This window comes from Streptomyces sp. NBC_01283, from assembly GCF_041435335.1.
GTDB lineage: Bacteria > Actinomycetota > Actinomycetes > Streptomycetales > Streptomycetaceae > Streptomyces.
In genome coordinates this window covers 2,055,504-2,078,256 of record NZ_CP108430.1, presented here as the reverse complement: position 1 = coordinate 2,078,256, position 22,753 = coordinate 2,055,504, and the positions used below count along the sequence as shown (strand labels likewise).

Genomic DNA, 22,753 nt, shown 5'->3' with positions numbered 1-22,753 from the left:
CCGTTGGTGCCTGTTGCCGGTGCGGTCACCGGGGGTTGGCGGGTCCGATCAGGGTCTGGCGCAGCGCGGGGGCGATCGTTTCGATCACCGTTTCGAGGTCGGCGGCGGCGACCACCTCGACGCCGATCAGGTGCCGGACGATCGCGGTACCGCCGAGGTGGGCGCCGAAGAGCGCGGTCCGCAGATCCGCGTCGGGGCCGGGCGGCAGGTGGTCGACCTGGCCGTTCAGTGACTCCGATACGCACGTGCGCAGGACCGCGGACGCGTCCCGGTCGGAGAGCGCGATGCGGTGGACCTCGACCAGCGGTGACTCCTCGTCGCCGGGCTCCCACAGGGGCAGGTAGCTGCGGGCGAGGCGGGTCGGCAGGTCGTCGTCGATGCCCGCCGGGATCTCGGGGGGACGCGGTGGTGGGGGCTTGGCGGGCGGGTGTCGAAGCTGATGAAGAACGACTGGCCCGCCGGGATCTCGGCGAGCCGCTCCTCGGTGCTGAGTAGCCCGTTGGTGAAGATCTGCGTGCTGAACGGCTTCCTGCGCGCATGCCGGATGATCTCCCCCGCGTCCCGGTGCGAGAAGATCTCACCCCCCGTCAGAAACACCTGGAGCACGCCCATGTCGGCGAAGTCGTCCAGAAGCCGCTTGATCCGCGGGGTGGATATCTCGTCGGGCCGCTTGAGCGCGGAGTCCGCGTAGCAGCGCCGGCAGCGCAGGTTGCAGAGATTGGTGGTCTCCACGAACGCGATGGCGGGCGCGGACGGATGGAACCGCTCAAGCTCCACCAGTGGATCGGTGAGTACGTGGCTCATCAACTCGGTCGAGGAGACGGGGCTTCCCGCGTTGTGACGCAGGATCATCTCCCTGGCGGGCGCCGCCAGGAACTCGACGTGCCCGTCCGGCAGGAGAGCGACGAGGCCGCCGTCGTTCATCTGGAAGGGGATCTGTCGCGCGAGCGAGCCCTGCCTCTCCTGGTCGTAGGGGGCGCCGCGGGGGCGGACGAACATCAAAGTCAACGCACATTGAACTCGTCCGGTGTTGAACTCTACGACCGTTGAACAGAGCTCCGCAAGGCACCTGCCGCAGCTCCTGTCGACCCGCGGCTCCCGCCGCCCCGAGCTCCTGCCGACATGCCGCGAGCCCCCGCCCGTGTCAGGATCACGGGCGGGAACCCGTACGCCGATGGACCCGCTGGAGCCGCTGGAGCCGCGCCATGCCGAGGGACGCAGCCGACAGCCGCGGCCGGCGCCGGACGGGCCGGATGAACCGGGCGGACCGGATGTACTGGGCGGACCGGATGAACCGCGCCGACGGACTGCCGCCCGCCGCGGGAGCCGCGGTCATGGCCACCGCCGTGCTCTCCGTCGGACTGCACCTGCTCGGCGTGGAGTGGGCGTCACTGGCGCTGCTCGTGGTGGCGCTGCTGGTCTGGCTGTTCCTGGCCGCTGTCTTCGCCCGGCATCTGCTGACCGAACGGGACCGCTGGCGCCGCGAGATCGACACCCCGCCCGCGCTGACCGCCGTCGCCGCCACGGCGGTACTGGGCACCCGGCTCTCCCTGCTCGGGCACCAGCCCGTCTCCATCGCCCTGCTCTGCCTCAGCGCGCTGCTCTGGCCGCCGCTGATGTCCCACGTCATCCGCCACTGGCAGAGCAAGGTGCCGGGCGCCGCCTATCTGGTGTGCGTGGCCACCCAGGCGATCGTCGTCCTCGCCGCGACCGTCGCCACCGCCGACCGGCAGGCGTGGCTGATGTGGCCCGCCCTTGCCCTCTTCGCCATCGGCCTCGTCCTGTACGGCGTGGTGCTGCTCCGCTTCGACTTCCGGCAGCTCGCCACCGGCCGGGGCGACCACTGGATCATCGCCGGTGCCATGGCCATCTCCGCCCTCGCCGGATCGAAGCTGGTCGCCGCCGCCGTGCCGGACGGCCCGCTGCGGTGGGCGACCCCGGCGCACGACGTCCTGCGGATCGTCACCCTCGTCGCGCTCGGCATCGCCTTCGCCTGGTATGTCGTACTCGTCGGCTGCGAACTGCGGTGGCCACGCCTCCACCACGACGTCCGCCGCTGGGCCACCGTCTTCCCCCTCGGCATGACCGCCGTCGCCGCGCTCTCCACCGCCACGGCCGCGGACGTTCCGGCGCTCTGGACCTGCGGGAAGGTACTGCTCTGGCCCGCGCTCGCGGTCTGGGCGGTGGTCGCGGTCGGCGCGTTCCGATCGGCGCGCGACGACGCGCGGACCCCGACCGCCCCCGCGGACCTCAGCCCGCCGCGCTGACGGCCCCCGCCACGCTCCGGGGATCCCCCTGCGTCACGTCACGGGCCACCTCGCGGGCGGTCCTCGCGAACGCCGCGACCGCCCCCGTGCCGTGGCCGGCCCGCCACACCAGGCCGTACCCGACCGGCTCGGCATCGGTGAAGGGCACGTACGCGACTCCTGGCCGGGCGAAGTACGTGCCCGTGTGCGCGGGAGCGAGGAACGCGCCCTTGCCGCCCGCGGCCAGCATCAGCGCCTCCTGCATGTTGGTGACCCCGGGCCCGCGGCCGATCGCCCTGCCGGACGGTGTGCGCGCGGGGACGTGGTGTTCGAGCCAGTAGTCGGGCACCTCGCCCTCGATCGTCAGGAGCGGCACGTCGGCCAGGTCCTCCAGCGACACCGAGTCCCGTGCGGCCAGCGGATGCGCGGAGGCGATCGCCAGGACGCGTTCCTCAGCGATCAGCGCGGGACCGCCGCCCAGGTCATCCTCGCGCACCGGCAACTCCGTGAGCTGCACGTCGAATTCGCCCTTGCGCAACTGCCCGTACGGATCGCCGAGCGGCACCTCGCAGATCTCCACCGCGAGCCCCGGATGGCTCACGCGCAGCACCTCCGTCGCCCTCATCACGATCTCGCCGGCCAGCGGATTGGCGAAGCCGACGTGCAGCACGCTGTCGATGCCGCGCGCGGTGGCCGCGGCCCGCTCGACGGCCGCGTCGATGGCCCGGTGGTGCGGTTCCAGGTCGGCGCGGAGCCGGCGGCCGATCGCGGTCAGCCCGACGCGACGGCTCGTGCGCACGAACAGCGGTGCGCCGACGCGGCGTTCGGTGCGCTGGATCAGCTGGCTCACCCGGGCGCGCGACAGCCGCATGCGTTCGGCCGTCCTGCCGAAGTGCAGCTCCTCGGCGAGGAGCAGGAAGCACTCCACTTCATCGCGTTCCATCGGCGTCCCCCAGGCAGCTCGGATCGGTAAGCCCGACTGAACGAACGTTGTGTTCTTCGCCGTTGTTCCGGCCCTGCGCCCTGATCGAGGGTGAGTGAGCCGGGAAAACCCCGGCACCAGCGACGATGTGGCGGAGAACCGACGTGAGTACGCGAAGAGAGTCATCAGCCGGGGCGCCCAGCGCCTCCCCGGTCACCTTTACACCCCGGGAGCGGGGCGTCCTGCTCGTCCTGTGCGGCGCGATCTTCCTCGAAGGCATCGACGTCGCCATGCTCAACATCGCCCTGCCGTCCATCCGCGCCGATCTGGGCCTGTCCACCGGGTCCCTGCAGTGGGTCATGAGCGCCTACGTCCTCGGATACGGCGGCTTCATGCTGCTCGGCGGCCGTGCGGCCGACCTCTTCGGACGCCGCCAGATGTTCGTCCTCTGGCTCTCCGTCTTCCTGGTCTTCTCCGGTCTCGGCGGCTTCGCCACCGAGGGCTGGACACTGATCGTCGCCCGCTTCGTCACGGGCGTCGCCGCGGCCTTCATGACCCCCGCGGGCCTCTCCATCATCACCACCGGCTTCGAGGAGGGCCCGCGCCGCAACAAGGCGCTGCTCTTCTACTCCGGCACCGCCGCGGGCGGCTTCTCCATCGGCCTGGTCGTCGGCGGTCTGCTCACCGGCATCGGCTGGCGCTGGGTGTTCTTCGTGCCCGTGGTGCTCTCCGCCCTGATCCTGGCCGCCGCGCTCGCCTTCGTCCCCAGGTCGCCGCGGCCCGAGCGCACCGGGCAACGCGTCGACCTGCTGGGCGCCCTCACCGTCACCGCGGCGATCGTGCTGCTCGTCCTCGGCGTGGAGCGCGCATCCCACGCGAGCGCCGCCGTCACGGCCGGCATCATCGCCGCGGGTCTGGCCCTCATCGCCGTCTTCGTCGCCGTCGAGCGCCGCTCGGCCGCCCCGCTCGTCCGCCTGGGGATCTTCCGCAGCGGCGCCCTGGTCCGCGCCAACCTCGCGGGTCTGTTCTTCGCGGGCGGCTTCTTCGGGTTCCAGTTCCTGGTCGTCCTCTACCTCCAGGAACTGCGCGACTGGTCCACCCTCCAGACCAGCCTCGCGCTGATCGTCGTCGGTGCCGACGCGGTGCTCTCGCCCACCCTCACCCCCAGACTGGTCGAACGCTTCGGCAACCCGCGGGTGATCTTCGGCGGCCTGCTGCTCGCCGCGCTGTCCTACGCCCTGTTCCTGCCGGTCGGCGCCGACTGGTCGTACCCGGCGATGTTCCCCGCCCTGATCATCCTCGGCCTCGCCTTCGCCCTCACCTACGGCCCGCTCACCATCGTCGCCACCGAGGGCGTCAAGGAGGAGGAGCAGGGCCTGGCCGGAGGGCTGCTCTACACCGCTTTCCAGTTCGGTGCCGCCCTTGGTCTCTCCGCGGTCACCTTCGTCAACGTCCGTGCCACCACGGCGAGTTCACCCGCCGCGCTGCTCGACGGCTATCGCGCGGCCCTCTGGGTCCCGCTCGCCGCGGCCCTGCTCGCCGCGCTGATCAGCGCCTTCGGACTCCGCTCGGGGTCCGGCGGGACACGTACTCCTCGTCCGTACGCGACGCGCGACGCGGTCGCCGACGGACCTGGTCCAGGAGTTGGTGAACGCGTAGCGTGAGGCGGCATGAAGATCCTGATCAGCGCAGACATGGAGGGGGCCACGGGTGTCACCTGGCCCGCTGACGTGCTGCCCGGTACGCCGCAGTGGGAGCGATGCCGTTCGATGTTCACCTCGGACGTGAACGCCGCCGTGCTCGGCTTCTTCGACGGGGGCGCCGACGAGGTGCTCATCAACGAAGCCCACTGGACCATGCGCAATCTGCTCCTGGAGGACCTCGACGAGCGGGCCGAGATGCTCACCGGTCGGCACAAGTCCCTCTCCATGGTCGAGGGCGTCCAGCACGACGACGTGGACGGCATCGCGTTCATCGGTTACCACGCGGGCGCCGGCATGGAGGGTGTGCTCGCGCACACCTACCTCGCCAACTCGATCACCGGCGTGTGGGTCAACGGCGACCGCGCGAGCGAGGGGCTGCTCAACTCCCACGTCGTCGCCGAGTACGGGGTGCCCGTGGTCCTCGTCACCGGCGACGACCTGGCCTGCGAGGACGCGCTCGGCTACGCGCCCGGCGCGCTGAAGGTCGCCGTCAAGGACCACGTGTCGCGGTACGCGGCGGTCTGCCGCACCCCGCGGCGGACCGCCTCCGACATCCGGGCCGCCGCCAAGGAGGCGGCGCGGCTCGCCGTGCGGCACGAACCGGTCCGGGGCGGCCCGTTCACCGTCGAGCTCGAATTCGACGCCGAGCATCTGTCCATGGCGTCCACCGTGGTGCCGGGCGTGCGGCGCACCGGCGAGCGGAAGATCGCGTACACCAGCGACACCATGTACGAGGGCATTCGTACGTTCAAGGCGGTCACGACGATCGCATCGGCCGCCGTGGAGGAACAGTATGGCTGAGGAGCAGCCGGGGCATCGGGCCGCCGGACACGTCGACGAGCAGGCGCTCGACGAGGTCGTCCGGTTCACCTCGGAGCTCATCCGCATCGACACCACGAACAGGGGCAGCGGCGACTGCCGGGAGCGGCCCGCCGCCGAGTACGCCGCCGAGCGCCTCGCCGGAGCCGGGCTCGAACCGACCCTCCTGGAGCGGACACCGGGCCGTACGAACGTGGTCGCACGCATCGAGGGCACGGACCCCTCCGCCGACGCGCTGCTCGTCCACGGCCACCTGGACGTCGTCCCCGCCGAGGCCGCCGACTGGAGCGTGGACCCCTTCTCCGGGGAGATCCGCGACGGTGTCGTATGGGGTCGCGGCGCCATCGACATGAAGAACATGGACGCGATGATCCTCTCCGTGGTGCGCGGCTGGGCGCGCGCGGGAGTGCGGCCCCGGCGGGACATCGTCATCGCGTTCACCGCCGACGAGGAGGCGAGCGCCGAGGACGGCTCCGGGTTCCTCGCCGACCGGCACGCGTCCCTCTTCGAGGGCTGCACGGAAGGCATCAGCGAGTCCGGTGCCTTCACCTTCCACGACGGCCGCGGCAATCAGCTCTACGCCATCGCGGCGGGGGAGCGCGGCACCGGCTGGCTCAGGCTGAGCGCGCGCGGCAAGGCGGGCCACGGCTCGAAGGTGAACCCCGACAACGCCGTGAGCAAGCTGGCCGCCGCGATCGCCCGCATCGGCGAGCACCGCTGGCCGGTGCGGCTCACGCCGACGGTCCGGGCCGCCCTGACCGAACTGGCCGCGCTGTACGGGGAACAGGCCGATCTGGATGCGCCCGGATTCGACGTGGACGCGCTCCTGGAGAAGCTCGGCCGGTCCGCCGACCTCGTCGCGCCGACCGTACGCAACAGCGCCAACCCGACGATGCTGCAGGCCGGTTACAAGGTGAATGTCATCCCCGGGGAGGCCGTCGCCTATGTGGACGGCCGGTATCTGCCGGGCGGGGAGGAAGAGTTCGCCGCCACCCTTGACCGGCTCACCGGAGTGGACGTCGACTGGGAGTTCCACCACCGTGAGGTGGCGCTTCAGGCGCCGGTCCACTCGTCGACGTACGCGAAGATGCGGGCCGCCGTCGAGGAGTTCGCGCCCGAGGGAAAGGTCGTGCCGTACTGCATGTCCGGCGGCACGGACGCCAAGCAGTTCTCACGACTCGGCATCACCGGCTACGGCTTCTCGCCGCTGAGGACACCGGAGGGCTTCGACTACCAAGCGCTCTTCCACGGAGTCGACGAGCGCGTCCCTGTCGACGCGCTGCACTTCGGCGTCCGCGTACTCGACCGCTATCTGAGAACGGCCTAGGGAACACAACCGATCATGGGGGAAGAGAAGGACATGATGGAGACCCAGGCTTACGGATCATGGCCGTCGCCCATCGACGCGGCGCTCGCCGCCGCCCACGACGGCTCCCCGGCCACCGTGGGCTTCGTCGGGGACGAGGCGTGGTGGACCGAGCCGAGGCCGGCCGAAGGCGGCAGGCGCGCCCTGGTGCGGCGGCGCCGGGACGGCACGGAGGAGTCCGTGCTGCCCGAGCCGTGGAACGTGCGCAGCCGGGTCATGGAGTACGGGGGACGTTCGTGGGCCGGGGCCGAGGGCCCCGACGGGCCGCTGGTCGTGTTCGCCAACTTCGCGGACCAGCGCCTGTACGCGTTCGCGCCCGACGCCCCCGCGGTCGCGCCGCGCCCGCTGACGCCGCTCTCCGACGTGGGCGGCGGCCTGCGGTACATCGACCCGTGCGTGCACCTGGGCCGGGGCGAGGTCTGGTGCGTCCTGGAGGAGTTCACCGGGGAGGGGCCGACCGACGTGCGCAGGGTCGCCGTCGCCGTGCCGCTGGACGGCTCGGCGGCCGGCGACCGCGCCGCGGTGCGCGAACTCTCCGACGACCGGCACCGGTTCATCACCGGGCCCCGGCTCTCACCGGACGGCGCCCGCGTGGCGTGGATCGCCTGGGACCACCCCCGGATGCCGTGGGACGGCACCGAGCTGCTGGTCGCCGACGTCCGCGCGGACGGCACGTTCTGCTCGCCGCGGGTGTTCGCGGGCGGCCCGGAGGAGTCCGTCGCGCAGGTGGAGTGGGCCCCCGACGGGCGGCTGCTGTTCGCCAGCGACCGCACGGGGTGGTGGAACCTCTACCGCGGTGACGCCTCCGACGGCGGCGACGGCATACCGGTCTGTCCGCGCGAGGAGGAGTTCGGCGGCCCCCTGTGGCAGGTCGGCTCCGGCTGGTTCGCGCCCCTGGACAGCGGCCTCGTCGCCGTCGTGCACGGCAAGGGCGCCACGGCGCTCGGCGTGCTCGACCCGGAGACCGGCGAAGTCGTCGACGCGGCGGGCCCCTGGACGGAGTGGACGGCGACCGTCGCGGTGAACGGCACCCGCGCCGTCGGCGTCGCGGCGAGCCCCCGCAGCGCGTACGAGGTCGTGGAGCTGGACACGAGCACCGGCCGCGCCCGCGTCATCGGCGCCGCCCACGACGACCCGGTGGACACCGCGTACTACCCCGAGCCGCGCATCCGCACCTTCAGCGGCCCGGCGGGCCGCGAGGTCCACGCGCACGTCTACCCCCCGCACCACCCGGCCTGCGTGGCTCCCGACGAGGAACTCCCGCCGTACGTGGTGTGGGTGCACGGCGGGCCCACCAGCCGCTCCCCGCTCGTGCTGGACCTGGAGATCGCCTACTTCACCTCGCGCGGCATCGGCGTCGCCGAGGTCAACTACGGCGGCTCGACCGGGTACGGCCGCGCCTACCGCAACCGGCTGCGCGAGCAGTGGGGCATCGTGGACGTCGAGGACTGCGCGGCCGTCGCCCTGGCCCTGGCCGACGAGGGCACCGCCGACCGCGGCCGGCTCGCGATCCGCGGCGGCAGCGCGGGCGGCTGGACCTCTGCCGCCTCGCTGACCACGACGGACGTGTACGCCTGCGGCACGATCATCTACCCCGTCCTGGACCTCACGGAATGGGCGGCCGGCGGGACCCACGACTTCGAGTCGCGGTACCTGGACTCGATGATCGGACCGTTCGACGAGGTGCCCACGCGGTACGTGGAGCGTTCCCCCGCGGAGCACGCCGACCGGGTCAGCGTGCCCTTCCTGCTGCTCCAGGGGCTCGACGACGTGATCTGTCCGCCCGAACAGGCCGAGCGGTTCGTCTCCGAACTGGAGGGGCGCGGCGTGCCGCACGCCTACATCGCCTTCGAGGGCGAGGGGCACGGATTCCGCCGCGCGGACACCCTGATCCGCGCCCTGGAGGCGGAACTCGCCCTGTACGCCCAGGTGTTCCGGCTCAAGCTGGCCGGCGCCGCGCCCACCTTGGAGCTCTCCAAGTGATACCCCTGACGCGCCCCGCGCGGCTCACTCCCGGCGCGCGGGTCGCCGTCGTCGCGCCCAGCGGACCCATCCCGGAGGAACGGCTCCAGGCGGGCCTCGACATCCTGCGCGGCTGGGACCTGGACCCGGTCGTCGCCCCTCATGTCCTGGACCGCCACGAGCGGTTCGACTACCTCGCGGGTACGGACGCCGACCGCGCCCGTGACCTCCAGGAGGCCTGGTGCGACCCGTCCGTCTCCGCGGTGCTCTGCGCGCGCGGCGGCTACGGCGCGATGCGCATGGTGGAGTCGCTCGACTGGGCGGCGATGCGGGCGGCGGGCCCCAAGGTGTTCGTCGGCTACAGCGACATCACCACGCTGCACGAGGCGTTCGCCGCGCGGATGGGCCTCGCGACCCTGCACGGGCCGATGATCGCGGCCATGGACTTCCTCAAGAACAGCCGTGCGCAGGAGCACTTGAGGGCCATGCTCTTCGCGCCCGAGGAGGTCCAGGTGATCGCCTCGGGCGGCACCGCGCTCGTGCCCGGCCGCGTCCGGGGCGTCACGCTCGGCGGCTGCCTCTCCCTGCTCGCCGCGGACCTCGGAGCCCCCGAGGTGCGCACGTCGGCGCGTGGCGGGCTGCTCTGCCTGGAGGACGTGGGCGAGGAGGCGTACCGCATCGACCGCTACCTCACCCAACTCCTCCGTGCGGGCTGGCTGGAGGGGGTGCGCGGGGTCCTGCTCGGCTCGTGGGCCCAGTGCGATCCGTACGACACCGTGCGGGCGCTGCTCCTGGACCGGCTCGGCGGGCTCGGGGTGCCGGTCGTCGAGGAGTTCGGCTTCGGGCACTGCGACGGGGCGCTGACGGTGCCGTTCGGGGTGGAGGGTGAACTGGACGCGGACGCCGGGACGTTGACCCTGGACGTGCCCGCGCTGGCGTGAGGGGGCGAGGGCGTGCGACCGGCGCCGCCGTGCGCGGCGCACTTCCGCACTGAATCTCCGTCAATTCCTGCCGGGAACTCCTGTCACGGGCGTTGACCTTCGCCTGACACGTGTCACAGCATGACCCCTGGCCGGTTACTGACCGGTTGGTAGTTGGCTTGTCCTCAGCGTGGAGGTCTCGTGCCCCGTCGTACCGCACCCCGTCGTGCCCGCACCCGTGCGCCGCTCGCCCTCGCCGTCGGCGCCGCGCTGGCCGCGCCGCTGGCACTGGCGGCGCCCGCGCCCGCGAGCGCGACCGGCCCATTCACGGTCACCCCACTGAAGTTCACGGTCCAGGCGGGCGGCAGGAGCTGCACCGTCGACGCCGACCTCTACCGCCCCGCCGGAGTGGACGCCTCCCACCCGGCGCCCGCCGTCCTCACCACCAACGGCTTCGGCGGCAGCAAGTCGGACGGCGGGACGGCTGCCACCGGCAAGGCCTTCGCCGAGCGCGGCTACGTCGGGCTCGTCTACTCCGGGCTCGGCTTCGGCAAGTCCGGCTGCCTGATCTCCCTCGACGACCCGGACATCGACGGCAGGGCGGCCTCCGGCCTCGTCGACTTCCTCGCGGGCAAGCGCGCGGCCGACGACGGCACAAAGGTCGACTACGTCACCAAGGACGGCACGGCCGACCCGCGCGTCGGCATGATCGGCGGTTCCTACGGCGGGGCGATCCAGCTGGCGACGGCCGCCGTGGACCACCGGGTCGACGCCCTCGTGCCGATGATCACCTGGAACGACCTCAGCTACTCGCTCGACCCGAACAACGCGTCCGACCGCAGCGTCCCGGGCGCCTCCAAGTGGCAGTGGATGAACGGCTTCTACCTCATCGGCGAGGGCCAGCCGCTCCTCGAACCGAGCCTGGACCCCTCCCGCGTCAACTCCCTCACCTGCCTGCACTTCGCCACCAAGGCCTGCGAGACGATCCGTACGCTCAACTCGGGCCGCTACCCCGCCGACAAGACCGAGGCCCTCCAGAAGTACGCCCGCAGCGTCTCGCCCGTCTCGTACCTCTCCCGGGTCAAGGCACCCACGCTGCTGATCCAGGGCCAGGTCGACAGCCTCTTCAACCTCAACGAGGCGCAGGCGACGTACAAGACGCTCAAGGAGCAGGGCACCACGACGAAGATGATCTGGCAGTCGGCGGGGCACAGCGGCGGCCTCACCGACGCGGCATCAGGTGAACTCAACCTCTCCCAGGGCAATCTGGAGACCAGCTACGTAGGCAAGCGCGTCCTGTCGTGGTTCGACCGCTACCTCCACCAGAAGAAGGGCGTCGACACCGGACCCGCCTTCGCCTACCACCGGGACTGGGTCCCGGCCGACAGCGCACCGAACGGCTCCTACGCGACCGCGGCCGAGGTGCCCGCCCTGAACCGCAAGCTGTACCTGTCAGGCGACGGCAAGCTCGTCGACCACCGCGAGCAGGTCGCGCGCGGCAGCCGCGAGTACCGCAACTGGTCCATCCCCACCAGCCACTCCGAGAGCTCCCTCGCGGGCCTGATCGGCCTGCCCGATCCCGCGCCGCGCGACACCAAGGGCACCTACCTCGACTGGACGACCGAGCCGCTGGCCGCCCCCGTGGACGTGGTGGGATCCGCGAAGGCCACCCTCAAGGTCATCTCGCCCCGGACCGAGCGGGTGCAGGACTCCGGCGACGCGGCCGACAAGCTGGTCCTCTTCGCCAAGCTGTACGACATCGCGCCCGACGGCAGGAAGACGCTCGTGCACCGCCTCGTGGCGCCCGTGCGCGTGCCGGACGTGACCAAGCCGTTCACCGTGTCGCTGCCCGGGATCGTGCACCGGTACGCGGCGGGGCACAAGCTGCGGTTCGTGGTGGCGGCGAGCGACGACGCGTACGGGGGCAACAGGGGAGTGAAGCCGGTGACCGTGACCAGCGCGCCCGAGGACACCGGGGTGATCGAGCTGCCCGTCGTCCGCTGACCACCCGCCCGTGGGGCCGGGGCTCACCCGTACGGCCCACACCCCCACCCCGGCGGGGCACCCACCGCGCGCGATCCCGGCCCAGCTGTCCATGCTGGTCACCGGGGGAGGCCGGTCGAAGCTCCGACGGAAGGTCCACGTATGAGTCCCAGCAGCTCCACGGGCGGCTCCAAGGGCGGCTCGGGCGCCGGTGGCGTCATGACGCCCGGCAGGATCGCCGTCTTCGTGGTCGCCGTCCTCACCCTGGTCTTCATCTTCGAGAACACCCGCCACACCAAGATCAGGCTCCTGATCCCCGAGGTGACGATGCCGCTGTGGGTGGCACTCCTCGGCACCGGCCTGATCGGCGCGCTGTGCGGGGCGTACTTCATGCGACGGCGCAAGTGAGGGCCCCGGACCCGGGCGGTTAGCGTGGCCGGATGCACCGCAGCACCGCTCATCTCGCCGAGGGACCCCGCGTAGGCATACGTCCCTACACCTACGCCGACGGCCCCGAGTTCACCGCACGCGCCCGCGAGAGCCGGGAGCTGCACCGCCCCTGGCTGTTCCCGCCCACGACGGACGAGGCGTACGCCGCCTACGCGGGCGGGCTCATCGCGGGCCACGGCAAGACCGGGTTCCTGGTCTGCGAGCGGGGCCGGGAGGACGCTCCCGGCGGCGCCATCGCCGGATTCATCAACGTCAACAACATCGTCGAGGGCGCCTTCCGGTGCGGGGCACTGGGGTACGGCGCCTTCGCGCACGCGGCGGGCCGCGGTCTGATGAGCGAGGCACTCGCACTCGTCACGCGGTACGCCTTCGACACACTGGACCTGCACCGCCTGGAGATCAACGTCCAGCCCGGCAACACCGCGTCGATCGCGCTCGCCCGGGGCCGCGGGTTCCGCCTCGAAGGCTTCTCGCCGGACTTCCTCCACATCGGCGGGGCGTGGCGCGACCACCAACGCTGGGCGCTGACCGCGGAGATGACCCGGCACACGGACCCCTTTGCACAATCCTGACCGGGATAGCCCCTGGTCGGGACGGCTCCGACCGTGTTCCATGGTGATCGTGACGACCACCGTGCGACGTGACGTACTGACGCTGCCCGCCGCCCCGTTGGGCCCCGAGAACCCGCTGCCTCCGCTGCGGCCGCTCCGTGAGGTGCACACGCTGGACGAGCGCGGCAGAGAGGGGCTGCCGCGCGACATGGCGCGGCAGCTCGGGTACGAGCCGCTGCGCGGTGTCCTGCCGACGCGGGTGCTCGACGGGTACGGGCGCGAGCGGACCGACACGGCGATCGACACACTGGTCATCGAGAACGACCGGCTGCGCGCCACCGTCCTGCCCGGCTTCGGCGGCCGTGTCCACTCCCTCTTCCACAAGCCGACCGGACGCGAACTCCTCTACCGCAACCCCGTGTTGCAGCCCGCCGCTTTCGCGCTGAACGGCGCCTGGTTCTCCGGCGGCATCGAGTGGAACATCGGCGCCACCGGCCATACGCCCCTGTCCTGCGCGCCGCTGCACGCCGCGCGGGTGACGGCGCCCGACGGCGGCGAGATGCTGCGGCTCTGGGAGTGGGAGCGGCTGCGGGACGTGCCGTTCCAGGTGGACCTGTGGCTGCCCGAGGACTCCGACTTCCTCCATGTCGGCGTGCGGATCCGCAATCCGCACGAGCGGGCGGTGCCGGTCTACTGGTGGTCCAACATCGCGGTGCCCGAGGAGCGCCGGGTCCTCGCCCCGGCCGACGAGGCCTGGCACTTCGGCTACTCGGGCGCTCTGCGCAAGGTGCCGGTGCCGGAGACCGACGGGGTGGACCGGACGTATCCGACGCGCAGCGAGTACGCCGCCGACTATTTCTACGACGTACCGGACCGGACGCGCCGCTGGATCGCCGCGCTCGACGACGACGGACACGGCCTCGTCCAGACGTCGACCGACCTGCTGCGCGGTCGCAAGCTCTTCGTGTGGGGCTCCGGCACGGGCGGGCGGCGCTGGCAGGAGTGGCTGACGGAGCCGGGCACCGGAGGGTACGCGGAGATCCAGGCCGGCCTCGCGCGCACCCAGCTGGAGCACGTACGCCTGGACACCGAGGGCGAGTTCACCTGGCTGGAGTCGTACGGACCGCTGTCCGCGGAGCCCGGACTCGTGCACGGCTCCGACTGGCGGGCCGCGCGCGAGGAGGCGCGGGCGCGGCTCGCGGACGCGCTGCCGCGCGGTGCGGTGGAGGAGGCGTACGACGCGTGGCGGCGGTGCGCGGACACCGAGCCGGGCGAGGTCCTCGCCGCCGGGTCCGGATGGGGTGCGCTCGAAGTCCTGCGCGCGGGGTACAAGTTGCCGGGCACGCCGTTCGCCGAGTCCACGCTGGGCCCCGAACAGGAGCCGTGGCTGGAGCTGTTGCACTCCGGGGCCGTTCCCGAGCCGCGCCGGGTGGCGCCTCCCGGGCCGACCCTGGTCGCCCCGCACTGGCGGGACATGCTGGAGACGGCACCCGCGCGTCCGGTCGCCGAGTATCACCTGGGTGTGGCGCAGTGGCACGCGGGCGACCTGGCGCAGGCGGTGCGCAGCTGGGAGCGCGGCCTCGAACTCGCCCCGTCGCGCTGGCCGTTCCTGCGGTGCCTCGCCGTCGCCGACCAGGACTCGGGCCACATCGAGCGCGCCGCCGACCGGTACGCGGAAGCCTTCGACGACCTGTGCCAGGAGCGGCGCGACGACGGCGTCCTGTGGACGTCGGCGAGTGCCGCCCTCGGCAGGGAGGCGATAGGCGTCCTGCTCGCGGCCGGACGCCGTGCGGCGGCACGCGGTGTGTGGGACCGGCTGCCCGCGTCCACGCGGGCGGAAGGCCGCTTCCGCCTCATCGAGGTGCAACTGCTGCTGGCGGAGGGGGAGAAGGCCGCCGCGAAGGCGGTCTTCGACGAGGGCTTCGAGGTGGCCGACCTGCGCGAGGGCGCCGAGGTCCTCGGCGAGCTGTGGCGCGCGGCGACCGACGAAGAGCTGCCCGCCCGGTACGACTACCGGATGCGGGCCGCGTCGGAGGAGTGAAGGTACCCGGGAGAGGCGGGGCAGCCGCCCCTCCCGGGAGATCGGTTACGCCAGCTCGCCGTTCCTGGCCACGACGCGACCGCCGTGCACCACCATGTCCCGCTGCGGCATGTCCACCAGGACCTGCTGGACGTTCTCGCCGCGCGCGAGGATGAAGTCGGCCGGGGCGCCGGGCTTCAGGTCCGCGTGGTCCAGGCCCAGCACGTCGGCGCCGCCGTGCGCGCCCACGCGGTAGCAGTCGGCCAGTTCGTCGTCGAGGCGGACGTCGGTGACCCAGCCGAGTATGTGCGCGCGGTGCAGCATGTCGGCGTTGCCGAACGGGCTCCACGAGTCGCGCACCCCGTCCGAGCCGAGCCCGACCCGCACCCCGTGCTCGCGCAGCTTCGCGATCGGCAGGACGAGGGACTCGTTCGGCGCGACCGTCGTCAGGGAGATGTCCTGCTCGCCCAGGTCGGCGGCCATCCTGCCCAGGTCGGTGTCGGACAGGTTCGGCAGGCAGAAGACGTGGCTGACCGTGACCTTGCCGCGCAGCGACAGCGCGCGGGTGCGGTCGATGATGGCCCGCAGGACCTCCGTGCCCTTCTCGTCGCGGTCGTGGAGGTGGATGTCCACGCCGACCCCGTGGCGGTCCGCGAGACCGAAGACCAGGTCGAGCTGTTCGTCCATCGCGTGGTCGAAGCTGATCGGGTCGATGCCGCCGACCAGGTCGATCGCGCCGGAGCGGGCCGCTTCCTCCAGGAGCTCCGCCGTGCCGGGGGTCCGGATCACGCCGTGCTGCGGGAACGCCACGATCTGCACGTCGAGCGCGTCCCGCAGCCGCTCGCGGGCCGCGTTCACGCCCTCGACACCGGCCAGGTCGTAGGCCGGGGCCACGTCCACGTGGGCGCGCATCGCGCGGGTGCCGCGTGTCACGGCGTGCGCCATCAGGCCGTACGCGCGCTCGCCGACCGGGCGGGGCTGGCTCTTGAACACCTCCACGTCCTGGGCGCAGTAGTCGGCGATGCCGCTCGCCGGTTTCCGCGTCAGCCAGGGGCTGCCCCACGTCGTCTTGTCCGGGTGGATGTGGGCGTCCACGAGCGAGGGCAGGGCGACCCGGCCGCCGCCGTCGATCACCGTGGCGCCCTTGGGCGCCCGGTCGTCCGTGATCTTCCCGTCGACCACCGTCAGGTCCACGGGGGTCTTCACACCGAAGGGGCGGACGTTGCGGAACACGACGGCCTTGGGGTGCTTGCCGTTGCCGCGGGGAGCGGCGGCGGCCGGTACGGCGGCCGAAAGGGCGGCTCCGGTGCCGGCGAGGGCGGCTGCGGCGCCGATCACGCCGCGGCGGGAGAGAGGCGTCATGGGGGTCTCCTTGAGGGGTGAGGTGCGCGGGTGACTGCGGGGAGGGGCGGGGGAGTCGGGCGACTCGGGGGAGTTCAGAGCGCGATGCCCGAACGCACCACGCGTACGGGCTTCTTGAGGACCGTCACGTCGGAGAGCGGGTCGCCGTCCACGAGGAGCACGTCACCGGCGAAACCGCGCGCGAGGCGGCCCGCCGTGCGCTCCAGGCCGAGCAGCTTCGCGGCGCCGGTGGTGGCCGTGCGGATCGCGTCGAGCGCGGAGAGCCCGGCCGCCCGCATCAGCTCCACCTCGCGGCCGATGGGCTTGATCTTCCCGCCGGAGGAGTCCGTGCCCGCGGCCAGCGGAACCCCCAGCTCGTGCGCGGCGAGCACGGCCCGCTTCAGGACCGGCAGGTACTGGCGGCCACGCTCGGCGAGCACGGGGTCGGAGGAGTCGACGAGCCCGGCGATCGCGGTCAGGGTAGGCGTGAAATACGTGCCCCTGCGCCGCATCTCGTGCAGCGTGCGCTCGCCGACGAACGCACCGTGCTCCAGCGAGCGGATGCCCGCCATGACCGCGTCGTCGCAGCCCTTCTCGCTGTAGCTGTGGCAGAGCACGCCCTTGCCGCCGCGCCGGGCCGCCGCGACCACGGCGGACAGCTGCTCGCGGTCGTACACCTGGGCCAGCGGGTCCTGCTCGGGCAGCCCCGCCCGCTCGTTGACCCGGGTCTTGATGACGTCCGCGCCACGGGCGAGGTTGACCTGGACGACGCGGCGCAGCGCCTCGGGCGAGCGTACGCCGTCACGGAGCCTGGCCAGCGGGGTCAGCTCCGGGTCGGCGAGAACCGTGTCGCCCAGGTCGGGCGTGACGAAGACACCGGCGGCACGCAGCCGGGGTGCCTGCTCCGGCGCCTGGCGTGCCAGCTCCCGTACGGCGATGTCCTGGAAGAAGTTGGTCGAGCCGCTGCGGGCGCTGGTGGCCCCGCGCAGCACCGCGTCGCGTGCCTCGGCCGCGGTGTTGAGGTGGATGTGCGCGTCGACGAGACCGGGCAGGATCCAGCTGCCGTGCGCGTCGAGCACCTCGGCCCCCGCGGGCACGTCCGCCCGCCCGCGCCTGCCCGCCGAGCGGACGACACCGTCCACGATGACGACCACCGCGTCCTCGGTGACCTCGCCGGTCGAGGGGTCGAGGAGCGTGCCGCCCTCGATGACCAGATCACCGCCGGTCGGCCGCCCCTCGCGCCCGCCCGCGGCGTTCGCCGGGGGCGCGGACGCGGCAACGACGGCCGTGGTCCCGGCGAGCGCCGCGGCACCGGCGAGGACGCCACGCCGGGTGAGCCGTGAGGAGGGCGGAGGGGTGTTCTCGACGCACATGGGGCTGCTCCAGGACGGGTTACGGAGGGAACGCGTCCGCCAGTTTGTATACCAAGCTGGAGTGGCCCGCAAGGAGTCGAGGGCTGAATCTGATGAATTGTCCAGTGAGTGACTAGAAGCGTGGCAAGCGAGGAGATGATTGGTATACAGAAGCTTCGGTCGCCGCTCTCAAGCCTCGCTCTCAGGCCTCGCTCTCCTCGAAGAGCGACCGCAGCGCCACCGCCTGGCTGTCCCGCACGTGCAGGAGCGTGCTCGCCGCCGCCGTCTCCTCGTCGCCCGAAGCGATCTGGCGGTAGATCAGGTCATGCTGGGCCCGCATGTGGTCCGGCTCGGCGCGCATGCCGAACAGGAGCTGGAGCTGCCAGCTCAGCTGCTCCATCGTGCGGGCCAGGAGGGCATTGCCGGAGAGGGTCACGATGCCCTCGTGGAAGGCCGTGTGCGCGGCGACCTCGCGCGGCCCGTCGTCCACGTCCGACGCCTGCTCGGCCTGGTGGAGCGTGGCCCGCAGCGCGGCGAGTTCCGGTGGCTCGTCCGGCGCGCTCCGCGCCACCCGGCGCGCCGCGAGCCGGGACGCCTGGACCGCGAGCGGCTCCCACACCTCGTAGAGGTGCCGCACATCGGAACGTTCCAGGCGGCGCACCCGGACCCCGCTGTGCGGCAGGAGTTCCAGCAGGCCCTCGGTGACCAGCGCGCGCAGCGCCTCCCGCACGGGGACCCGCGACATCCGCAGCTCCTCGGCGACCTCACGCTCCACCAGCCGCGAGCCCAGCGGATAGCGGCGGTCCACGATGCGCTGCCGGACGGCCTCGCGCGCCTGGGCGCTCATCGAGACCCGTTCCGTACCGTCCGCCGTACTGCCCGCCACGTGCACCGTCCTCCGTTCGGCCTGCCTGCCGTGGAGGATACGGGCAGACCGGTCAGGTCGCCGGGCGCCGGTCCGCGTACTCGAAGACCGTGCCGTCCGGGTGCACCGCGATGAGGTTGCGGCCCACCGGCGTCGGCAGGGGGCCCGCGATGACCCGGGCGCCGGACGCGTTCAGGACGGCGTACGCCTCGTCGACGTCCGGTACCGCGATCGTCGCCGAGACCTTCCGCAGGATTTCCAGCTCCCGCTCGGGCCCGCTCATCAACAGGAAGCAGCCGACCGCCGCGACCGACACGCCCTCGCGCTCGAAGCGCTGGGCGGTGCCGCCCGCGAGACGTTCGTAGAAGGCGACCGAGGACTCCAGGTCCTCGACGCAGATACGCAGCGTGGCTCCCAGGATCTCCATACGGGCGAGCCTAGTTGGCCCGGCCGCGATACGTGATCGTTTCGGGTGACTTCCGGGAGTGCCACCCCGTGGCGGCCACCACATCGGCCGCGATGTCCTGAACCCGCCGCCCGTCCGTCGCCACGCGGAGCGTGCCGTCGGCCGCGTGCTCCTCCAGCCGCCGGGCCATCAACGCGCTGCGGCGTAGCTGCTGTTCGAGCTCCGAGCCCCGTTCGCGCGCGGTCAGTCGCTCCTCGACGGTGGCGTCCGACGCGGTGAGGAGGACGCGGATGATGCGCGGGCCGCGCAGGGCGGCGGTGAAGAGCCGCTCCTCGCTCCCGAGGACACTCGCCGTGTTCGTGTAGACGAGGCGACGGCAGCCGAGGTCCGTGTAGTTCGCCCAGAGCGCCGCGAGATTGCGTTCGGTGATCCCGCAGCGGTGCGGGTCGCCCTCCGGTGCCGGATGGACCGCGTCCAGGACGTCGCCCTCGATGTACGCGTGCCCCACGTCGGCCGCCCTCAGCAGCGCCGCGACCTCAAGGCCGACCGAGGACTTGCCGGCCCCGGAACGGCCCCCGATGAGCAGTGCCTCTGTCCTTCGCATGCGGTGAGCGTGGCAGGCCCGGGTGCCCTCACGCGACCCGGTATTCCTCGACCTCCTCGGTGCGCCGCAGCTCCAGGCCGTGGCCGACGCCGCCGTCGGGGCGGACGGTGCCGCCCGTCGGGTCGAGGGCCCCGTCGAAGAACATCGACTCGATCCGCACATGGTCGTGCAGCCACTCGATGTGCCGCAGGTTCGGCACGCACGCGGCGACCGCGGCATGCGCGTGCGGGGCGCAGCGGGCCGACACCTCGATGCCGTGCGCCTGCGCGAGGGCGGCGGCCCGCAGCCACTCGGTCAGCCCGCCGCAGCGCGTCGCGTCCAGCTGGAGGCAGTCCACGGCGGGGATCATCCGCGCGAAGTACGACAGGTCGTAGCCGTACGCGCCCGCCGCCACGTCGCAGACCAGCGCGTCCCGCACCAGGGCGAGGCCCCGCAGGTCGTCCGAAGGCACCGGCTCCTCGAACCAGCCCACGCCGTGCTCGGCGAGCACCCGGCCCACCCGGACGGCCTGCTTGCGGGTGTAGGCGCCGCTCGCGTCGACGTACAGCTCCGCCTGCGAGCCGATGACGTCACGCGCGGTGCGCACTCGCAGCACGTCACGGGCCGCGGCCCGCCCCCAGGCCTCGCCGACCTTGATCTTGACGCGGGGTATGCGCTGGCCGTGCACCCAGCCGTTCAGCTGGGCCGCCAGATGTGTGTCGTGGTAGGTCGTGAAGCCCCCGCTCCCGTAGACGGGCACCTCGTCGCGGGCGGCGCCCAGGAGGCGGACGAGCGGGACCTCCAGGAGGCGTGCCTTCAGGTCCCACAGGGCGATGTCGACCGCCGATACGGCGCACGAAGCGGCGCCGGGGCGGCCGGTGTTGCGGACCGCCTTCGTCATCGCCGCGTGCGCCGCGGGGATGTCCAGCGCGTCGAGGCCGGTGACGGCGGGGGCGAGCTGCTCGGCGAGCAGGGAGACGGTGGACGCGGGACCGTAGGTCCAGCCCGTGCCCGTCGCGTCGCCCGCCGTGATCTCGACGATCACGATGGTCGTGGTCTCCCACGCGAAGGTGCCGTCCGCCTCGGGGGCGTCCGCGGGGACCGTGTAGGCGGACATGGCAGGGCTTTCGATGGGCACTGAGTCCTTCATCGGGACCGTCCTGGATCACGTGCGGGGGTGGGGGACAGCAGGGGCGAAACCGCCGGCGCGTCGTCGTACGAGTAACCCCCGGACCGGCGGTCAAACGGCGCCCGCGCAGGTCCCGGCCCGCATTCCGGCGGCGTTTGACGGCGGTGGGCAGGGGGGACCCGGGAGGTCCCGCGTCCCCGGGCCGCCGGGAGGTCACGCACGCCAGGAACCGACGGCCGGCGCTACCGGCGGAGCCGCCGGAACCGGAAGCCCCACCTCAAGGAGGACCCGCCATGACTACCAGCGAACTCTCCCCGCTCGCACGGCAGTTGCGGGTCGACTCGGTGCGGGCCGCGGCTGCCGCCGGCTCCGGGCATCCCACCTCGTCGATGTCCGCCGCCGACCTGATGGCCGTGCTCCTCGCGCACCATCTGCAGTACGACTTCGACCGGCCCGACCATCCCGGCAACGACCGCTTCATCCTCTCCAAAGGGCATGCCTCGCCCCTCCTCTACGCGGCGTACAAAGCGGCGGGAGTCGTCACCGACGCCGAACTGCTGACCTTCCGCAAGCAGGGCAGCCGCCTCGAAGGGCACCCGACGCCGCGCCGCGTCCCGTGGGTCGAGGTCGCCACCGGGTCCCTCGGGCAGGGGCTGCCCGTCGGCGTCGGCATGGCCCTCTCCGGCAAGCGGCTCGACCGGATTCCCTACCGGGTCTGGGTGCTGTGCGGCGACAGCGAGCTCGCGGAGGGCTCGGTGTGGGAGGCCGTCGAGCACGCCGGGTACGAACACCTGGACAATCTGACCGCCGTCGTCGACGTCAACCGCCTCGGGCAGCGCGGCCCCACCCGGCACGCCTGGGACCTGGACGCCTACGCACGGCGCTTCGCCGCCTTCGGCTGGCATGTCGTCGAGGTCGACGGCCACGACCTGGAGGACGTCGACCGAGCCTTCCAGGAGGCCCGCTCCACCACCCGGCAGCCCACGGTCGTCCTCGCCCGCACGGTCAAGGGCAAGGGCGTCGCCGCCGCCGAGGACCGTGAGGGCCTGCACGGCAAGCCGCTGCCGGAGGCGGCCGTCGAGGAGCTGGGCGGCGTGGGCGACGTACGCGTCGAGGTGCGCAGGCCCGCCGCCGCGCGGGCGCTGCACGCGACGCGCAGCGGTCATCTGGAACTGCCGCGCCACGAGGTGGGCGACTCCGTCGCCACCCGCACCGCCTTCGGCCAGGCGCTGGCCGCGCTCGGCACCGCCCGCGGCGACGTCGTGGCCCTCGACGGGGAGGTCGGCGACTCCACGCGGACCGAGTACTTCGCCAAGGAACACCCCGACCGCTTCTTCGAGTGCTACATCGCCGAGCAGCAACTCGTCGCCGCAGCCGTGGGGTTGGCGGCGCGCGGCTGGGTCCCGTACGCGTCGACGTTCGCCGCGTTCCTCACCCGCGCCCACGACTTCGTCCGCATGGCGGCGATCAGCGGCGCCGGCATCAACCTCGTCGGTTCCCACGCGGGCGTCGCCATCGGTCAGGACGGGCCGTCCCAGATGGGCCTCGAAGACCTGGCGATGTTCCGCTCCGTGCACGGCTCGACGGTCCTGTATCCGTGCGACGCCCACCAGACGGGGAAGCTCGTCGCGCAGATGGCGGGCCTGGACGGCGTGCGGTACCTGCGTACGTCACGGGGGGACACGCCCGTCATCTACGGGCCCGGTGAGGAGTTCCCCGTCGGCGGTTCCAAGGTCCTGCGCTCCTCCGACGTCGACCGGCTCACGGTGGTCGCGGCGGGCGTGACCGTCCACGAGGCGCTGACCGCGGCAGAGTATCTCGACCGCGAGGGCATCCAGATGCGGGTCATCGACCTGTACTCGGTCAAGCCCGTCGACCGCGCCACCCTGCGCGCTGCCGCCGAGCGCACCGGCTGTCTGCTGACCGTCGAGGACCATCGGCCGGAGGGCGGCCTCGGCGACGCCGTCGCCGAGGCGTTCAGCGACGGGGGTCCGGTGCCGCGCATGGTGCGGCTCGCGGTGAACACCATGCCGGGATCCGCGTCCCCCGACGAACAACTGCACGCGGCAGGCATCGACGCGGAGTCCATCGCGGCGGCCGCGCGGCTGCTCGTGGAGCAGGCGGTCGTGCGGTGA

Annotated in this window: 20 protein-coding genes; 11 read left to right on the top strand and 9 right to left on the bottom strand. The window is 72.6% G+C overall.

All coding sequences use genetic code 11. The annotated features are described in order from the left end of the window. Positions 1 to 25 precede the first annotated feature (25 nt). Positions 26 to 334, bottom strand: coding sequence for a hypothetical protein (locus tag OG302_RS09420; protein ID WP_371750071.1), 309 nt, complete (start codon positions 332 to 334; stop codon positions 26 to 28). Next, positions 226 to 999, bottom strand: coding sequence for a radical SAM protein (locus OG302_RS09415; protein WP_371526351.1), 774 nt, complete (start codon positions 997 to 999; stop codon positions 226 to 228). The genes OG302_RS09420 and OG302_RS09415 overlap by 109 nt, the downstream gene beginning before the upstream one ends. Positions 1,000 to 1,205: 206 nt before the next feature. Here OG302_RS09415 and OG302_RS09410 point away from each other — a divergent pair, with 206 nt between their 5' ends. After that, positions 1,206 to 2,267, top strand: a complete 1,062-nt coding sequence (locus OG302_RS09410) for a tellurite resistance/C4-dicarboxylate transporter family protein (RefSeq protein WP_371526350.1) — start codon at positions 1,206 to 1,208, stop codon at positions 2,265 to 2,267. On the opposite strand, the gene OG302_RS09405 is transcribed toward OG302_RS09410, so the two are convergent. Then, positions 2,251 to 3,189, bottom strand: coding sequence for a LysR family transcriptional regulator (locus OG302_RS09405; protein WP_371526349.1), 939 nt, complete (start codon positions 3,187 to 3,189; stop codon positions 2,251 to 2,253). The genes OG302_RS09410 and OG302_RS09405 overlap by 17 nt on opposite strands. Positions 3,190 to 3,332: 143 nt before the next feature. On the opposite strand from OG302_RS09405, the gene OG302_RS09400 reads away from it, so the two are divergent. From OG302_RS09400 to OG302_RS09360, 9 genes are all read left to right on the top strand, one after another. After that, a complete protein-coding gene (locus tag OG302_RS09400) occupies positions 3,333 to 4,832 on the top strand; it encodes an MFS transporter (protein WP_371526348.1) in 1,500 nt (499 codons plus the stop codon). Positions 4,833 to 4,838: 6 nt separating this feature from the next. Further along, on the top strand, positions 4,839 to 5,672 hold the full coding sequence (locus OG302_RS09395) for a M55 family metallopeptidase (protein ID WP_371526347.1): 834 nt from the start codon (positions 4,839 to 4,841) through the stop codon (positions 5,670 to 5,672). Continuing rightward, on the top strand, positions 5,665 to 7,017 hold the full coding sequence (locus OG302_RS09390) for a M20/M25/M40 family metallo-hydrolase (protein ID WP_371526346.1): 1,353 nt from the start codon (positions 5,665 to 5,667) through the stop codon (positions 7,015 to 7,017). Before OG302_RS09395 ends, OG302_RS09390 begins: the two co-directional genes overlap by 8 nt. 36 nt (positions 7,018 to 7,053) lie before the next feature. After that, a complete protein-coding gene (locus tag OG302_RS09385) occupies positions 7,054 to 9,039 on the top strand; it encodes an LpqB family beta-propeller domain-containing protein (protein ID WP_371750070.1) in 1,986 nt (661 codons plus the stop codon). Beyond that, positions 9,036 to 9,959: an LD-carboxypeptidase gene (locus OG302_RS09380; RefSeq protein WP_371526345.1), complete on the top strand. Its 924-nt coding sequence runs from the start codon at positions 9,036 to 9,038 to the stop codon at positions 9,957 to 9,959. The genes OG302_RS09385 and OG302_RS09380 overlap by 4 nt, the downstream gene beginning before the upstream one ends. 180 nt (positions 9,960 to 10,139) lie before the next feature. Then, on the top strand, positions 10,140 to 11,942 hold the full coding sequence (locus tag OG302_RS09375) for a CocE/NonD family hydrolase (RefSeq protein WP_371526344.1): 1,803 nt from the start codon (positions 10,140 to 10,142) through the stop codon (positions 11,940 to 11,942). 141 nt (positions 11,943 to 12,083) lie between these two features. Further along, positions 12,084 to 12,329, top strand: a complete 246-nt coding sequence (locus tag OG302_RS09370) for a hypothetical protein (protein WP_371526343.1) — start codon at positions 12,084 to 12,086, stop codon at positions 12,327 to 12,329. A gap of 32 nt (positions 12,330 to 12,361) precedes the next feature. Continuing rightward, positions 12,362 to 12,943, top strand: coding sequence for a GNAT family N-acetyltransferase (locus OG302_RS09365; RefSeq protein ID WP_371526342.1), 582 nt, complete (start codon positions 12,362 to 12,364; stop codon positions 12,941 to 12,943). Positions 12,944 to 12,983: 40 nt separating this feature from the next. Then, on the top strand, positions 12,984 to 14,963 hold the full coding sequence (locus OG302_RS09360) for a DUF5107 domain-containing protein (RefSeq protein WP_371526341.1): 1,980 nt from the start codon (positions 12,984 to 12,986) through the stop codon (positions 14,961 to 14,963). A gap of 45 nt (positions 14,964 to 15,008) precedes the next feature. On the opposite strand, the gene OG302_RS09355 is transcribed toward OG302_RS09360, so the two are convergent. From OG302_RS09355 to OG302_RS09330, 6 genes are all read right to left on the bottom strand, one after another. Continuing rightward, positions 15,009 to 16,304 (bottom strand): amidohydrolase family protein, encoded by a 1,296-nt coding sequence (locus tag OG302_RS09355; RefSeq protein WP_371526340.1) that lies wholly within the window; start codon positions 16,302 to 16,304, stop codon positions 15,009 to 15,011. A 74-nt stretch (positions 16,305 to 16,378) separates the two neighbouring features. Beyond that, on the bottom strand, positions 16,379 to 17,656 hold the full coding sequence (locus tag OG302_RS09350) for an amidohydrolase family protein (RefSeq protein ID WP_371526339.1): 1,278 nt from the start codon (positions 17,654 to 17,656) through the stop codon (positions 16,379 to 16,381). Positions 17,657 to 17,837: 181 nt separating this feature from the next. Continuing rightward, positions 17,838 to 18,482, bottom strand: a complete 645-nt coding sequence (locus OG302_RS09345; protein WP_371750069.1) for a GntR family transcriptional regulator — start codon at positions 18,480 to 18,482, stop codon at positions 17,838 to 17,840. A gap of 91 nt (positions 18,483 to 18,573) precedes the next feature. Continuing rightward, entirely contained in the window at positions 18,574 to 18,927 is a 354-nt protein-coding gene (locus OG302_RS09340; RefSeq protein ID WP_361830247.1) for a VOC family protein, read from the bottom strand. Between the two features lie 10 nt (positions 18,928 to 18,937). Continuing rightward, entirely contained in the window at positions 18,938 to 19,510 is a 573-nt protein-coding gene (locus OG302_RS09335; protein WP_371526338.1) for a hypothetical protein, read from the bottom strand. A gap of 28 nt (positions 19,511 to 19,538) precedes the next feature. After that, positions 19,539 to 20,639, bottom strand: coding sequence for an enolase C-terminal domain-like protein (locus OG302_RS09330; RefSeq protein ID WP_371526337.1), 1,101 nt, complete (start codon positions 20,637 to 20,639; stop codon positions 19,539 to 19,541). A 272-nt stretch (positions 20,640 to 20,911) separates the two neighbouring features. Here OG302_RS09330 and OG302_RS09325 point away from each other — a divergent pair, with 272 nt between their 5' ends. Then, the gene (locus OG302_RS09325; RefSeq protein WP_371526336.1) at positions 20,912 to 22,753 is read left to right on the top strand and encodes a transketolase; all 1,842 of its coding nucleotides are present in this window, start codon (positions 20,912 to 20,914) and stop codon (positions 22,751 to 22,753) included.

Bases quoted from the DNA above. Each gene is read 5' to 3' on its own strand.
- OG302_RS09340 (WP_361830247.1), bottom strand. From the start codon at position 18,927: ATGGAGATCCTGGGAGCCACGCTGCGTATCTGCGTCGAGGACCTGGAG.
- OG302_RS09370 (WP_371526343.1), top strand. From the start codon at position 12,084: ATGAGTCCCAGCAGCTCCACGGGCGGCTCCAAGGGCGGCTCGGGCGCC.
- OG302_RS09325 (WP_371526336.1), top strand. From the start codon at position 20,912: ATGACTACCAGCGAACTCTCCCCGCTCGCACGGCAGTTGCGGGTCGAC.
- OG302_RS09390 (WP_371526346.1), top strand. From the start codon at position 5,665: ATGGCTGAGGAGCAGCCGGGGCATCGGGCCGCCGGACACGTCGACGAG.
- OG302_RS09355 (WP_371526340.1), bottom strand. From the start codon at position 16,304: ATGACGCCTCTCTCCCGCCGCGGCGTGATCGGCGCCGCAGCCGCCCTC.
- OG302_RS09415 (WP_371526351.1), bottom strand. From the start codon at position 999: ATGTTCGTCCGCCCCCGCGGCGCCCCCTACGACCAGGAGAGGCAGGGC.
- OG302_RS09360 (WP_371526341.1), top strand. From the start codon at position 12,984: ATGGTGATCGTGACGACCACCGTGCGACGTGACGTACTGACGCTGCCC.
- OG302_RS09385 (WP_371750070.1), top strand. From the start codon at position 7,054: ATGGAGACCCAGGCTTACGGATCATGGCCGTCGCCCATCGACGCGGCG.
- OG302_RS09410 (WP_371526350.1), top strand. From the start codon at position 1,206: ATGCCGAGGGACGCAGCCGACAGCCGCGGCCGGCGCCGGACGGGCCGG.
- OG302_RS09405 (WP_371526349.1), bottom strand. From the start codon at position 3,189: ATGGAACGCGATGAAGTGGAGTGCTTCCTGCTCCTCGCCGAGGAGCTG.
- OG302_RS09350 (WP_371526339.1), bottom strand. From the start codon at position 17,656: ATGTGCGTCGAGAACACCCCTCCGCCCTCCTCACGGCTCACCCGGCGT.
- OG302_RS09335 (WP_371526338.1), bottom strand. From the start codon at position 19,510: ATGCGAAGGACAGAGGCACTGCTCATCGGGGGCCGTTCCGGGGCCGGC.
- OG302_RS09395 (WP_371526347.1), top strand. From the start codon at position 4,839: ATGAAGATCCTGATCAGCGCAGACATGGAGGGGGCCACGGGTGTCACC.
- OG302_RS09330 (WP_371526337.1), bottom strand. From the start codon at position 20,639: ATGAAGGACTCAGTGCCCATCGAAAGCCCTGCCATGTCCGCCTACACG.
- OG302_RS09365 (WP_371526342.1), top strand. From the start codon at position 12,362: ATGCACCGCAGCACCGCTCATCTCGCCGAGGGACCCCGCGTAGGCATA.
- OG302_RS09345 (WP_371750069.1), bottom strand. From the start codon at position 18,482: ATGAGCGCCCAGGCGCGCGAGGCCGTCCGGCAGCGCATCGTGGACCGC.